The organism is Caenimonas sp. SL110, assembly GCF_001044395.1.
Taxonomy (GTDB): domain Bacteria; phylum Pseudomonadota; class Gammaproteobacteria; order Burkholderiales; family Burkholderiaceae_C; genus Ramlibacter.
This window is the reverse complement of record NZ_JANU01000023.1, coordinates 1-13,297: the sequence shown is the minus strand read 5'-3', so window position 1 is coordinate 13,297 and position 13,297 is coordinate 1. Positions and strand designations below refer to the sequence as shown.

The following is a 13,297-nucleotide window of genomic DNA, read 5'->3' as shown; positions in this document are numbered from 1 at the left end:
CATCGGCAGTCGCAGGATTCGGGATCAACAGTATCCCACCATGTGGTTGCTCCATCATCCACTCACCCAGAGGACTGACACCATGCGCCCACCTTCTTCCCAACCGCTTTCGAGCCGCCGCCGCGGTCTGGTGCTGGCTGCCACAGGCGCTGCAATCACCGGCATGTCGCCGTGGACTGCCTCGGCGCAATCGGCTTACCCCGACAAGCCGGTGCGCATCGTGGTGCCGTTCGGCGCAGGTGGCTCCGACACGCTCGCACGCGCACTCGGCGAAAAACTCAGCGCCCAACTCAAGCAGCCGGTCCTGGTCGAAAACAAGCCGGGCGCCGCAGCCCTGATCGGCTCGGAATATGTTGCGAGCCAGCCCGCCGACGGCCACACCATCCTGTTCCTGGGCGGCGGCAGCCTGACGCCCGTGCTCATCAAGGACCTGAAGTTCAACCTGCTCAAGTCGATGCGCCCTGTGGTGTGCGTTGCGCGCGGCGGCATGACGCTCATGGTGCCCGGCACCCTGCCGGTCAACAACTTCCGCGAGTTCGTCGAATACGCGAAGAAGAACCCCGGCAAGGTCAACTTCAGCTACACCGCAGGCAGCATTCTCCTGGCCGCCGAAATGCTCAAGTCGCGCGCAGGTTTCGATGCAGTCGCCATTCCGTACAAGGGCTCCACGCAGGTCGCCACCGCGCTGGTTGCCGGTGAGATCCAGATGGGCATCGACGTGCCGCTCTTCTACGTCGGCATGATCAAGGAAGGCCGCATCAAGGCGCTGGCGCACGGTGCGGCCGAGCGCTCGCCATCGCTTCCCGACGTGCCCACGCTGGCCGAAGTGGGCGTACCCGACCTGGCATTCGCGTTCTCGTTCGGCTTCTGGGCACCCGCAGGCACGCCCGACCCCATCGTCAACCGGCTCAACGTCGCATTCAACGAAGTGCTGAAAGAACCCGACATCCGCGCCCGCCTCGTGCAGGCCGGCGTGGTGCCGGTGGGCGGCGCTCCCGAAGTCCACTCGCGCCAGGTCTCGGCCGAGCAGCAGATGTGGGCGCAGGCGGCCAGCAAGATCGGCTACAAGCCGGAGTGACGCAGGCATCCATGTTCTCGCTCAAGGGCAAGACCGTCGTGGTGACCGGCGGCGCGAAGGGCATCGGCCGCGGCATCTCGCTGGCGATGGCCCGTTGCGGCGCGCAGGTGGTGGTGAGCGGACGCGACGCGCAAGCGCTGGATGCGGTTGCCGCGCAGCTTCGCGCACTCGATGTTGAAGCACTCACGGTGCAAGGCGACATCACGCGCGCCGACGATCGGCAGCGGCTGATTCAGGCGACGCTCGAACGCTTCGGCGTCATCAACGGCTGGATCAACAACGCCGGCAGCGCTGCACCCTCCGATGTAGGCCCGCTGGACACCATCGACGAAGGTCAATGGGATCGTGTGGTGGACCTGAACCTCAAGGCCGCATTCTTTGCGGCACAGGCTGCAGCGCGATCGATGACCCAGGGCGGCTCCATCGTCAACATCAGCTCGCGCAGCGCGTCGTATCCCAACCCCGGCACCGGGCACTACGGCGCGGCCAAGGCCGCACTTGAAAACCTCACGCGAACCATGGCCGCCGAGTGGGGTCATCGCGGCATCCGCGTCAACGCGGTCGCGCCCGGTGTGGTGATGACCGATGAACTCGCCAAGGTCTTCAACACCGAGTCGCGCATCCGCAGGCAAGTCGAAACCGTGCCCTTGCAACGCCTGGGCACGCCCGATGACATCGGCCCGCTGTGCGCCTACCTGGTGAGCGATGAGTCGTCGTGGACCAGCGGCGCGCTGATACCCGTCAATGGCGGCAGCTTCGTCCCCATGGGCTACCTGGGCTACCTGCACCGCGTCAATGCGCAGGGCAACAACACATGAATTTCAACTGGACCGATGAGCAGGCGCAACTGCGCAGCCGTGTGCGCGCCCTGCTCGCACGCGAGCTGCCCGCCGATTGGGAACACATCAGCCGTCACGGCCCCGGCTCGCCAGAGCAAACTGCGTTCTCGATGGCGTTCTGCCCCAAGCTCGCCGCCGAAGGCTTGCTGGTGCCGCACTGGCCCGTCGAACATGGCGGGCGAGGTGCACCGGCATGGGAGCACTTCATCGTCGGTGAAGAACTCTTTGCCGCAGGCGAGCCGCGCGGCCCGCAATACATGAACGTCAATTTCATCGGCGCGACGCTGATGAAGTACGGCAGCCCTGCGCAGCAGGCGCGCTACCTGCCCGACATGGCTGCCGGCCGCTCGGTGTGGTGCCAGGGATTCTCGGAACCCTCCGCGGGTTCGGACCTTGCATCGCTGGCGACGCGCGCCGTCCCACGCGGTGACGACTATGTGATCAACGGCAGCAAGGTATGGACCTCCTATGCGGGCATGGCACAGACCTGCTTTCTGCTGGCACGCACCGGCTCGGGCAAGGGCGGCATCGCGATCTTCCTCGTGCCGATGGATACACCGGGCATCACCGTGCGCGCGATTCCTTCGCTGATCGGCCATGGCGATATCCACGAGGTCTTCTTCAGCGATGTGGTGGTGCCCGCCACGGCACGCCTGGGCGAAGAAGGCCAGGCATGGTCCATCATCAGCTACGCGCTGTCGCTGGAACGGGTGGGGCTGGCCCGCTATGCGTTCTCGCGGCGGGTGCTCGATCGCATGGTCGGCGAGCTGCAATCACAGGGCAGGTTCAGCGATAACGCGGTGCGTGCCCAGGCAGCGCGGGCACTGGCTGCCTGCGAAGCTGCGCGCGTGCTGGTGTACCGCGTGGTGGACCAGCGCGCGCGCGGCCTGCCGCCGAGCGCCGAATCGAACCTGGCGCGCGTGGCAGTGGTCACCGCCGACCACGCCGTATCGGACTTCGCGCTGGATCATTTCGGCGATGAACTCTGCGGCGACCAGTGGCCTCTTGCGCTGGCTCACCATGAACGCGCGATTGCCGCCGGCATCGCCGCAGGCGCGGCGGAGATCCAGCTCAACCTCGTCGCGCAGGAGTGGCTGCAGCTGCCACGCGAACCCCGCCTGGAGCGCGCATGAACCTTGATTTCAATCCCGACCAGCGGGCACTGCTGGATGCGGTGGAGCGCATCGCGCAGCACCACGAAGGCCTCGCTGTTCTCGGCAAAAGCCACTACGAGATTTCATCCTCGCTGCAGGCCGACCTCGATGGCGTGGGCATCTTCGAAGCAGCATCGATCGACGAGCTGGGCCCCGTCGCCGCAACTGCGATGATCCTGCGGCTGGCACGGCTGCCGCAATGCGTGGAACTCGTTGCATCAGCGTTGGTGCTGCCACTGCTCGCACCCGAAGTGCCGCGTACCTGCGCTGTGCTGTGGGACCACCGCGAGCGTCCTGCGCGGTGGTTACCCGGCGCGCGCGCAGCAATCTGCGTTCGCGGGGACTCGGTTCAATGGACTGCGCTCGACAACAGCGATGTGGCGCAGGTAGACAGCCCGTACGGCTACCCGGTCGGACGGCTCACCGCAGCTGACGCCCTTGCGTGGCAAACGCTGGATGTCGATGCGAACGAGTTGCGCCGGCTCTGGCGAATTGGCGTTGCTGCCGAGATCGCAGGCTGCCTCGACGCAGGGCTGCAAACTGTGGTGACGCATGTGCGCGACCGCCGCCAGTTCGGCCGTCCGCTGGGCGCGTTCCAGGCGATTCAGCACCGCCTGGCCGGTGCGGCAGTGCAAGTCGAAGCCGCGCGCTGGCTGGCACTGCAAGCCGCGCACAGCGCAAGCCATGCCGATGCCGCCAGTGCGCTCGCGCACGCACAGCAATGCACATCCACCGTCGTTTACGACCTGCACCAGTTCATGGGCGCGATGGGTTTGACACTGGAGCATCCGCTGCATCGATGGACCACGCGCGTGAAGATGCTGCGCGCGGATCTGGGCGGCGCACATGCCCAGCAACTGGCGCTCGCAGCAGCCACGTGGGCCACAGAGGCAAGCGCATGAGCAATACACCCACCCGCATGCCGCTCACAGGCATCAAGGTCCTGGACCTGAGCCGCATCCTGGCAGGTCCGCTGGCGGGCCAGGCCCTGGCCGATCTCGGCGCCGAGGTCATCAAGGTCGAGCGTCCCGGCAATGGCGACGAGGCGCGCCGCTGGGGCCCGCCCTTCCTGAAAGATCAGGATGGCAACGACACGCGCGAGTCGCCGATGTACCTCTCGGCCAACCGCAACAAGCAGTCGATCACCATCGACATCGCATCTGCGCAGGGGAAGGAGCTGGTGCGTCGGCTGGCGGCGCGGTCCGATGTGGTGCTGGAGAACTTCAAGGTCGGCGACCTGGCGCGTTATGGGCTGGACCATGTATCGCTGCGCGAGCTCAACCCCAGCCTCATCTACTGCTCGATCACCGGCTTCGGCCAGACCGGGCCCAAGGCCCATCTGCCCGGATACGACACCGTGTTCCAGGCGATGAGCGGAATGATGAGCGTGACCGGACTGCCCGATGGCGTTCCCGGCGGCGGCCCGATGAAGACCGGGCCCAGCCTCGCGGACTTCATCGCGGGGCAGTACGCGGCGTCGGGCGTGCTGGCTGCGCTGTATGAACGCGACGGCCGGGGCGGCACGGGCATCGGCAAGCACATCGATATCGCCCTGCTCGACTGCACCATCGCCGCCCAGACGCATTCGGTCATGACCTACCTGGCTGCCGGCGTGATCCCGCCGCGCCGGGGCACCGAAGGCAACGGCGGTCTTCCGTCACAGGCATTCGAATGCGCGGACGGCGGCGTCATCGTGATCTGCGGCAGCGAACTGCAGTACCGCGCCTTTTGCGAGGTGCTGCGGCAGCCGCAGCTGGCGGACGATCCGCGCTTTGTCACCAACTCGCACCGCCTGGCGCATCGCCGCGAGCTGGCCGAAGTCTTCAACGCCCTCACGCGCCAATGGCCTGCGCGGGAATTGCTCGCGGCGCTGGAGGCGGCAGGCATTCCGAGCGGACCGATCAATCGCTACCCCGAGGTGTTTGCCGATCCGCAAGTGGTGCATCGCGGCGTGGCGCAGCGCGTGCCGCATCCGACAGCCGGTGAGGTAACGCTGTGCGCGAACCCGATCCGCTTCACCGGCACCGAGCCACCGCCAGCCACCGCGCCGCCAACCATCGGCCAACACACCGACGGCATCCTGCGCGACGTGCTGTCCCTGGACGAGACCCAGATCGCATCGCTGCGCGAGCAGCGCGTGATCTGAGCGCGCAGGCACGCACGATGATCGAATACGAAACGATTCTTTGCGAAATGCCGCAAGCCGACAGCGGTATCGCCACGATCACCTTGAACCGCCCGGCATCGCTCAACGCACTCAGCCGCCGCATGGCCGATGAGCTGACCGATGCGCTGGGCCAACTGTCGGCAGACGCCAGCGTGCGCGTGCTGGTGTTGCGCGGCGCAGGCCATGCGTTTTGCTCGGGCGGCGACGTGCGCGACATGGCAGGCGCGGGTCCGCGCAGCGCCGATGAATCGCTGCAGGGCATGGAGCGCTATCGCCGCATGACACTTGCGCTGCATGAATTCAGGCAACCGGTGATTGCCGCTGTGGACGGCGTGGCTTTTGGCGCAGGCATGAGCATCGCGCTGCTGGCCGACCTGGTGCTGCTGAGCGACCGTGCACGGCTGTGCATGGTGTTCCAGCGCGTGGGGCTCATCCCCGACTGTGGCGCGCTCTATACCTTGCCGCGTCTCGTGGGCCTGCAACAGGCGAAGGCCCTGGCTCTCACCGCCCGCGAGATCAATGCCTGCGAAGCGCACGCGATGGGGCTGGCGCTGGAGGTCGTGCCCTGGCAGCAACTGCATGCGCGCGCCCTGCAACTGGCGCAGTCCATCGCCAAAGGCTCGCCCATCGCGCTGTCGCTCACCAAGCAGGCGCTCGACGCATCGCTGCAAAGCGACCTGTCAACCATGCTGGCCCTGGAGGCTGCCGGACAGGCGGTCGCCCTGACAAGTCCGCAGCATCATCTGGCGGCGCAGGCGTTCGTCAGGAAATAAGGCGGTTGGTGCGTGTAGGATGAGTTTTCATCTTCCACCGCCATGGGTCGCATCAAGTCCTGCCTGCCTGCTTTCGTCTTTGCGTGCATCTACCTTCTGGCCGGGCCTGTATGGGCAGCACAGACGGTACGCGTGGGCATCTACCAGAACAGCCCCAAGCTGGGCTACACCGCCGCCGGCAAGCCCGAAGGCATGTTCATCGACGTGATCGAGGCGATCGCCAGCAAGGAAGGCTGGACGCTTCAATACGTGCCCGGCTCGTTCGGCGAAGGCATGGCGCGGCTGGCCGCCGGCGAGATCGACCTGATGCCCGATGTGGCGCTGACCAGCGAGCGCGAAGGCTCTTATGCCTTCGGCCGCGAGATGGTGCTGTCGAGCTGGAACCAGGTCTATGCGCGGCGCGGCAGCGGCATCCGCTCCCTGGTGGACCTCGATGGCAAGCGCGTGGCCGTGGTCGAGGGCTCGATGCAGCAGGACTACATCCGGCAGACCGCATCGGCCTTTGCGATGATCGTGACGCTGGTGCCGTTGCCGGACTTCGCAGCGGCATTCCAGGCGGTTGCGCAGGGCCGGGCCGATGCGGTGGTGACCAACCGCTTCTACGGGGTGCGTCACGCAGCCGCGAGCGACCTGGAAGACACCTCCATCATTTTCAATCCGTCGCGCCTGTACTTCGCGGCGCCCAGGACAGCCGACCGCGCGCTGCTGGACGCCATCGACAAACACCTGATCGCCTTCAAGAGCGATTCAGGCTCGGTCTACTACCGATCGATCGCGCACTGGACAGCCGGTGACGAACGAATCGTCGTGCCGCCCTGGCTCAAATGGGCTGCTCCGGTCGCGGCCTTGCTGCTGCTGGTGAGTTGGGGCTGGGCCGTGATCCTGCGGCGCACAGCGCGGCGATTGCAGGAAAGTGAATTGCGCCAGCGAGACCTGGCGACCGAGCGCCGGCGGCTGCTCGATGAAGTGCAGATCAGGGCCGATGCGCTGGAACGCAGCTCGCAGCAACTGGCGCTGGCCCGCGATGCCGCGCAAGCCGCCGACCGCATCAAGTCGGCTTTTCTCGCGACGATGAGCCACGAACTGCGCACACCGCTCAACTCGATCATCGGCTTCACCGGCATCGTGCTGCAAGGCATGGCCGGCCCGGTCAATGCCGAACAGGCCAAGCAACTGGGCATGGTGCGCGAATCGGCACGCCACCTGCTGGCGCTGATCAATGATGTGCTGGACATCTCCAGGATCGAGGCGGGCGAGTTGTCCGTTGGCTGCGCGCCTTTCGACCTGGCCGCGTCCATTCGCAAGGTGACAGGCATCGTGGAGCCGCTGGCCGCCAGAAAGGGACTGGAACTGTCGGCCACTGTGGCGCACGACGTCCACGCGATGACGGGCGATGCACGCCGGGTCGAGCAGATCCTTTTGAACCTGCTGGGCAATGCAGTCAAGTTCACACAGCGCGGCCACGTCGCGCTGGATGTGGCGCTGGTTGGACAGTGGCAGGCCGGGCCGGGCGCCGGTGCCGAGCCGCAAACCGCCGTGCGAATGCGGGTGACCGACACCGGCATCGGCATCCGCGAGGAAGACATGGCGCTGCTGTTCAGGCCGTTTCGCCAGGTCGACTCGGCGCTCTCGCGCAACCACGATGGCACAGGCCTGGGGCTTGCCATCTGCGAGCGTCTCGTGGGCTTGATGGGCGGTAAGATCAGCCTGGATAGCGTGTGGCAGCAAGGCAGCGTGTTCGAAGTGATACTGCCACTCAGCCCGCAAAGGGCGCAAAAGGCGCAAGGTTCTGCATGAACAGGAAGATCCTGCTGATCGAGGACAACGAGCAGAACCGCTACCTCGTGACATTCCTGCTGCAGGCGCGCGGCTGGGAGGTCGTGCACGCTGGCGACGGACCTGCCGGCCTGGAGTTGGCTCGCCAGGTCGCCCCTGCCGTGGTGCTGCTGGACATCCAGTTGCCAGGCATGGATGGCTACGAAGTGGTGCGGGCCCTGCGCGCCATTGCTGCATTGAGCCACACACCCGTGGTCGCCGTCACCTCGTACGCCATGCCGGGCGACCGCGAGCGCTGCATGGCCTCGGGATGCACCGGCTACCTCGAAAAGCCCATCGATCCGCTGACCTTCGTGGACTCGGTTGAATCATTCGTGTTGCCGCAACCAGCCGGAGCCGGCCCGTGAAGCGCGCCCTGATCGTCGATGACAACGCACAGAACCTGTACCTGCTGCGGATGCTGCTGCAGGGCAACGGCTTCACGGTAGATGAGGCCGGCAACGGCACGCGCGCCCTGGACGCGGCGCTGCTGCACCTGCCGGACGTGGTCATCAGCGACCTCCTGATGCCCGAAATGGATGGCTACACCCTGCTGCGGCGCTGGAAGGCCGACAGCAGGCTGAGCCCGATTCCGTTCATCGTCTACACCGCCACTTACACCGAGCCCCAGGACGAGGCCCTTGCCTTGCATCTGGGCGCCGATGCGTTCCTCCTCAAGCCGACCGAACCGCAGGCCCTGATGGCGCGCGTCCTGGAGGTGCTCGAGCGCACGGCGCAGCGCGGCGAGCCCACTCGCAAGCAGACGCTGGACGATGAAGAGTCGCTCAGGCTGTACAGCCAGGTGCTGGTGCACAAGCTGGAAACACGCAGTGCGCAGCTGGAGCAGCGCGTTGCCGCGCTCACCGAATCCGAGGCCCATGTGCAGCGGCTGAACCGGCACTACGCGCTGCTGAGCGCGACCAGTCAGGCCATGGTCCAGACCCAATCGCGGGACGAGCTGTTCCAGGCCGTGTGCCGCCTGGCGGTGACACTGGGGGGCTTTCGGCTGGCGTGGATCGGCATGCTGGACATCGCCAGCGGTGAAGTGGTGCCGGTGGCCTGGCACGGGCCGGGACCGCAGTGGTTTGCGCGCACCGGCAAATTCAGCCTGAAAGGCCCGCGCCGCACGCCCGCAGAAATCGCCGTGGGCGAGGACCGGGTGTACATCTCCAATGACTTGCTCGCAGACCCGGCGCTGGCCTCCCTGCACGCCGACATGAGCGAGTCGGGCTTGCGGGCGGCTGCGGCTTGTCCGCTTCGCATGGGGCAGCACGTGGTGGGCGTGCTCACCCTGTTTGCGCAAGAGCCGGGGTACTTCAACAATTCGCTGCGCGACCTGGTGGCCGAGATGGCAGGCGATGTGTCATTCGCGCTGGAGAATTTCGAGAAGGAAGATGTGCGAAGGCAGGCCGAGGACGAGCTGCGCCGCCTGAACGCCGAACTCGAAGAGCGTGTGCAGGCGCGCACGGCCGAACTGGTCGAAGCCAACCGTGCGCTCGAAGCTTTCAATTATTCGGTCTCGCATGACTTGCGGGCACCGTTGACATCGGTGACGGGATTCGGCCAGGTGCTGCTTCGCAACCTGGGAGAAAAGCTGGACGAGGCTTCGCGCGCGATGCTGCAGCGCATGCTCGCCAACACCGCACGCATGTCACGGCTGATCGATGACCTGCTCGACCTTGCGCAGGTGTCGCGCCAGCCCATGCGATCGCGTGAATGCGACCTGAGCGAACTGGCCTCGCAGGTGGTGGAGACACTTCGCCACGAGCAGCCCGAACGCAGGGTCGATGTCGTGATAGCGCCGGGCGTGAAGGCACTGATGGACCCCGGACTTGCGCGCATCCTGCTGGACAACCTGATCGGCAATGCCTGGAAGTTCACATCGCGCACTGAAGCGGGCCGCATCGAGTTCGGCCATGAAACGATCGCCGGGCAACACTGCTACTTCGTGAGCGACAACGGCTCGGGCTTCGACATGGCCTATGCCGGCAAGCTGTTCACACCTTTCGAGCGCCTGCACGGCATGGAAGATTTCGGCGGCACCGGCATTGGCCTGAGCATCGTCCAGCGCATCGTGACAAGGCACAAGGGCCGCGTCTGGGCGCAGGCCGCACCCGGGCTCGGCGCGACGATTCGATTCACGGTGGGTTAGCTGCTGGAGCCTTCGCGGGCTTCTTCATGCAGCGTTCGAACAGTTCGCTTTCGAGCCAGCCTCGAAGCCACCGCTGCAACGCGTGAAAGCCCTGCGCATCGAACCAGGCCTCGTCGACGGCGCGAAACTGCCGCACGAACGGAAAGATGGCGATGTCGGCTGCGCACGGCTCGTCGCCACCCAGGAATGCCTGCCGGCCCAACGCATGGTCGAGCGCAATCAACAGGCACTTCACAGCTTCTGCGCGATGAAAGGCCTGGCCCTCGCCCGATGGATGGCGTTCGGGATATTTGTACCGGTCGAGCAACTGCTTGAACGGGCCGTCGTTGATGTCGACGAGCACGCGGCAACTCGCGGCTTGTGCACGCTGCCACCAGCCGCCCTCATCGCTGGCTTCAAGAGCCCAGCGCATGATGTCCAGGCTCTCGTCGATCACCCGGCCGTCGGGCAACAACATCACCGGCACCGTGCCCTTGGGTGACAGCTCCAGCATGGCTGCGGGCTTGTCGCGCAGCGAAATCTCATGCGCGTCGAATTCGATGCCGGCCTGCAGCAGCGCCATGCGTGCGCGCATCGCATACGGGCATCGGCGGTAGGTGTAGAGCAGCGGGCGTTGCATGGACTTCATCGGCCTGAGCTTCAATCGGCGCCCAGGCCGATCGGGTTGGGCCTGCGCTTTTCGACGGCATGGCGCAGCAGCGAGGCGGTGCGAAAAATGCCGTGCGCAAACTTGCCATAGGGCAGCGTGGCAAACAGCGCCATCACCGCGCCCAGATGCAGGCACAGCAGCACGGCGAGTGCGGGAGTCGCGCGACCCAGCCATAGCGCCAGGCCGCTCACGCTGGTGAGAAACAGCAACGCGATGAAGCCCAGGTCCATGGGCTTTTGCGCAAGGTCGCCGTGCAGGGGATGGCGCTTGCGGTTCAGCCGCCAGAGGCCGATGGTGCCCAGCGTGAGGCTGATGCCGCCGGCCACGCCCAACAGCTTGGGCAAGCTCGGAAATTCATACGGCGCGACCCAGCCGAGCGCGTAGTGATAAACGGTCGCAACGCTGGTGGCTGCAAAGCACAGCATGAATCCGTAGAACGTGAGGTGGTGAAAGCGGCGGCGAGACAGCGCATACGCATCGTCCTCGTTGTTGCAGCCTTCGCCGTGTCCGCCGCCCAGGTACTTCAGGCGCAGCACGGCGTCTGCGGCCTCGGCGGCTGCCGGTGCGGACAGCGGCGCCCCACTGGTCGCAGATGTGATGTCGCGCCAGAAACGCATCACCCCCATCGCGAGCGCAAATGTGGCAAACAGAAACACCGGCGCGAACAGGCCGACCAGCAGGTTGTGCGGAAACAGGCGGTAGAAGTTGCCGCCGAGCTGGGCGTTCCAGAGCGTGCCGTTCATCGCAACCGCCATGACCAGGAACAGCGACAGCGCTGCAGCCAGCGCCACAGACAAGGTGAGCCCGTTGCGTTGATAGAGCTTGCCCAGGGCCGGCGGCCATGCGTAATCCACATAGGTCTGGCCGCGCACCTGCGCCATCGCCTTCGGGACATTGACCGCGAACTCGTGCGGCGGCGCGTACTGGCATGAGTGCAGGCAAGCACCACAGTTGTGGCAAAGGTTGGCCAGAAAGTGGATGTCGGCCTTGCCGAATTCGAGCCTGCGCGTCATGGCGGGAAACACGGCGCAAAAGCCTTCGCAATAGCGGCATGAATTGCAGATCTGCATCTGCCGGCCGACCTCGGCCTCATGCGCCGTGAGGATAGGGATCACGCGCGAACGGGATTCAGGCTGTTGCATGGTCGCCCGTCCTGACAGAGGTTGCAGCCATTGCGGCTCGCGTTCCGGCGATGCGCCCGAAGGCCGTGCCTATGCTCATGCCGACGCCTGCGGTGTAGCCCTGCCCCAGCACATTGCCCGCCATCATTTCGCCCGCGACAAACAGGTTGGGGCTGGGCCGTCCGCCAAAGCGCACGGCCGCCGTGTCGTCCACCTTCAGCCCGAGGTAGGTGAAGGTCAGGCCCGGCTTGACCGGGTAGGCGTAGAAAGGCGCCTTGTCGATAGGGCGCGCCCAGTGGGTCTTGGCAGGGGCCAGGCCTTGCGTGTGGCAATCGTCCAGGGCGGTGTGATCAAAGCTGCCGACGCGGCAGGCGGCGTTGTAGTCGCTGACGGTCTTGACGAAGGTATCGACATCCAGGCCCAGCATCTGCGCGAGCTCTGCCAGCGTGTTGGCAACAGTGCCTTCAAAGACCGGCGGCATGAACCGGCCCACCGCCTTCTGGTCGATGATGGAGTACGCGATCTGACCCGGCTGTTGCGCGACGAGGCGGCCCCAGATCGCATAGCGCTTGGGCCAGAAGTCCTCGCCTTCGTCGTAGAAGCGATGGGCGTCGCGATTGACAACGACACCCAGCGAGACACAGTCGATGCGGGTGCAGATGCCGCCGTCGTAGAGCGGTGCGCGCGCATCGATAGCCACCATGTGCCCTTGCGACGGATCGCCGATGGAGTCGGCACCAGCCGCGATCATGTGCTTGAGCAGCACGCCCTGGTTGAAGCGCGTGCCGCGAATCAGGAAGTTGTCTGCGGGCCACTCGCCGCGTTCGTTCTGGCCCCAGGCCTCACGCAGCCATTCGCGGTTCGATTCGAAACCGCCGCAGGCCAGCACACAGGTCCTGGCTTCGATGCGTTCGCCACCGGCTGTGTGCACGGCAACAAAGCGGTCGCCGTCCATCTCGACCGACACCACCGGGGTGTCATACCTGATCTGCACACCCAGCCGCTCTGCGCTGCGGTAATAAGCGTTGACCAGTGCCTTGCCACCGCCCATGAAAAATGCGTTGGTGCGCGCAACATGCAGCGCGCCCGACAGCGGCGGCTGGAAATGCACGCCGTGGCTGCGCATCCAGTCGCGGCAGGTCGACGATGCACGAATCACCAGTCGCGCGAGATGCTCATCGGTGCGGCCGCCGGTGACCTTGAGCAGGTCCTGCCAGTACTCCTCTTCGGGATAGGCATCGACCAGCACGTCTTGCGGCGCATCGTGCATGCAGCGCAGGTTGCGCGTGTGGCTGGAGTTGCCGCCCCGCCACTCGCGCGGCGCGGCTTCCAGCAATAGCACGCTCGCACCCGCTTCGCGCGCCATGAGCGCTGCGCACAATGCGGCGTTGCCGCCGCCGACGACCAGTACATCGATTTCACCCGGGTCACGCGATTGCATGGCTGTTGACCTTTCACCTGCGGCTGTCATGGAACTTGTCATCGGTGCTCGCCCCTACGGCTGTCATGCCGGACTCGATCCGGCATCCACCGCGAAGCGGCGACCGCG

The 13,297-nt window shown here is 65.8% G+C and carries 12 protein-coding genes; 9 read left to right on the top strand and 3 right to left on the bottom strand.

Annotated features, from left to right (window positions below; translation table 11 throughout):
* The first annotated feature begins 82 nt into the window (after positions 1–82).
* Genes AQ12_RS12485 through AQ12_RS12445 form a run of 9 tightly spaced genes read left to right on the top strand, consistent with a single transcriptional unit; the run spans position 83 to position 9,978 of the window.
* On the top strand, positions 83–1,078 hold the full coding sequence (locus AQ12_RS12485; RefSeq protein WP_048440254.1) for a tripartite tricarboxylate transporter substrate binding protein: 996 nt from the start codon (positions 83–85) through the stop codon (positions 1,076–1,078).
* Positions 1,075–1,896: an SDR family NAD(P)-dependent oxidoreductase gene (locus tag AQ12_RS12480; RefSeq protein ID WP_082151566.1), complete on the top strand. Its 822-nt coding sequence runs from the start codon at positions 1,075–1,077 to the stop codon at positions 1,894–1,896. Before AQ12_RS12485 ends, AQ12_RS12480 begins: the two co-directional genes overlap by 4 nt.
* Entirely contained in the window at positions 1,893–3,050 is a 1,158-nt protein-coding gene (locus AQ12_RS12475; protein WP_048440253.1) for an acyl-CoA dehydrogenase family protein, read from the top strand. The genes AQ12_RS12480 and AQ12_RS12475 overlap by 4 nt, the downstream gene beginning before the upstream one ends.
* On the top strand, positions 3,047–3,973 hold the full coding sequence (locus AQ12_RS12470; RefSeq protein ID WP_048440252.1) for an acyl-CoA dehydrogenase family protein: 927 nt from the start codon (positions 3,047–3,049) through the stop codon (positions 3,971–3,973). The genes AQ12_RS12475 and AQ12_RS12470 overlap by 4 nt, the downstream gene beginning before the upstream one ends.
* Positions 3,970–5,217, top strand: coding sequence for a CaiB/BaiF CoA-transferase family protein (locus AQ12_RS12465; protein ID WP_048440346.1), 1,248 nt, complete (start codon positions 3,970–3,972; stop codon positions 5,215–5,217). The genes AQ12_RS12470 and AQ12_RS12465 overlap by 4 nt, the downstream gene beginning before the upstream one ends.
* Positions 5,218–5,234: 17 nt before the next feature.
* Entirely contained in the window at positions 5,235–6,011 is a 777-nt protein-coding gene (locus AQ12_RS12460; protein WP_048440251.1) for an enoyl-CoA hydratase/isomerase family protein, read from the top strand.
* 42 nt (positions 6,012–6,053) lie between these two features.
* Positions 6,054–7,808, top strand: a complete 1,755-nt coding sequence (locus AQ12_RS12455) for a transporter substrate-binding domain-containing protein (RefSeq protein WP_048440250.1) — start codon at positions 6,054–6,056, stop codon at positions 7,806–7,808.
* Positions 7,805–8,194 carry a response regulator gene (locus AQ12_RS12450; RefSeq protein WP_048440249.1) on the top strand — a complete coding sequence of 130 codons (390 nt, stop codon included), beginning with the start codon at positions 7,805–7,807 and terminating at the stop codon, positions 8,192–8,194. Before AQ12_RS12455 ends, AQ12_RS12450 begins: the two co-directional genes overlap by 4 nt.
* The gene (locus AQ12_RS12445) at positions 8,191–9,978 is read left to right on the top strand and encodes a response regulator (protein WP_048440248.1); all 1,788 of its coding nucleotides are present in this window, start codon (positions 8,191–8,193) and stop codon (positions 9,976–9,978) included. Before AQ12_RS12450 ends, AQ12_RS12445 begins: the two co-directional genes overlap by 4 nt.
* Here AQ12_RS12445 and AQ12_RS12440 read toward each other — a convergent pair.
* Genes AQ12_RS12440 through tcuA form a run of 3 tightly spaced genes read right to left on the bottom strand, consistent with a single transcriptional unit; the run spans position 9,965 to position 13,189 of the window.
* Positions 9,965–10,597 carry a glutathione S-transferase gene (locus tag AQ12_RS12440; RefSeq protein ID WP_048440345.1) on the bottom strand — a complete coding sequence of 211 codons (633 nt, stop codon included), beginning with the start codon at positions 10,595–10,597 and terminating at the stop codon, positions 9,965–9,967. The genes AQ12_RS12445 and AQ12_RS12440 overlap by 14 nt on opposite strands.
* A 20-nt stretch (positions 10,598–10,617) precedes the next feature.
* Complete coding sequence (gene tcuB / locus AQ12_RS12435) at positions 10,618–11,769, bottom strand: tricarballylate utilization 4Fe-4S protein TcuB (protein WP_048440247.1); 1,152 nt, start codon at positions 11,767–11,769, stop codon at positions 10,618–10,620.
* On the bottom strand, positions 11,756–13,189 hold the full coding sequence (gene tcuA / locus AQ12_RS12430) for an FAD-dependent tricarballylate dehydrogenase TcuA (RefSeq protein WP_048440246.1): 1,434 nt from the start codon (positions 13,187–13,189) through the stop codon (positions 11,756–11,758). The genes tcuB and tcuA overlap by 14 nt, the downstream gene beginning before the upstream one ends.
* Positions 13,190–13,297 lie beyond the last annotated feature (108 nt).

What these genes read in the sequence shown, in the direction of transcription:
- tcuA (WP_048440246.1), bottom strand. Translation starts at nt 13,189, where the DNA reads ATGCAATCGCGTGACCCGGGTGAAATCGATGTACTGGTCGTCGGCGGC.
- AQ12_RS12460 (WP_048440251.1), top strand. Translation starts at nt 5,235, where the DNA reads ATGATCGAATACGAAACGATTCTTTGCGAAATGCCGCAAGCCGACAGC.
- AQ12_RS12475 (WP_048440253.1), top strand. Translation starts at nt 1,893, where the DNA reads ATGAATTTCAACTGGACCGATGAGCAGGCGCAACTGCGCAGCCGTGTG.
- AQ12_RS12485 (WP_048440254.1), top strand. Translation starts at nt 83, where the DNA reads ATGCGCCCACCTTCTTCCCAACCGCTTTCGAGCCGCCGCCGCGGTCTG.
- AQ12_RS12455 (WP_048440250.1), top strand. Translation starts at nt 6,054, where the DNA reads ATGGGTCGCATCAAGTCCTGCCTGCCTGCTTTCGTCTTTGCGTGCATC.
- AQ12_RS12470 (WP_048440252.1), top strand. Translation starts at nt 3,047, where the DNA reads ATGAACCTTGATTTCAATCCCGACCAGCGGGCACTGCTGGATGCGGTG.
- AQ12_RS12450 (WP_048440249.1), top strand. Translation starts at nt 7,805, where the DNA reads ATGAACAGGAAGATCCTGCTGATCGAGGACAACGAGCAGAACCGCTAC.
- AQ12_RS12440 (WP_048440345.1), bottom strand. Translation starts at nt 10,597, where the DNA reads ATGCAACGCCCGCTGCTCTACACCTACCGCCGATGCCCGTATGCGATG.
- AQ12_RS12465 (WP_048440346.1), top strand. Translation starts at nt 3,970, where the DNA reads ATGAGCAATACACCCACCCGCATGCCGCTCACAGGCATCAAGGTCCTG.
- tcuB (WP_048440247.1), bottom strand. Translation starts at nt 11,769, where the DNA reads ATGCAACAGCCTGAATCCCGTTCGCGCGTGATCCCTATCCTCACGGCG.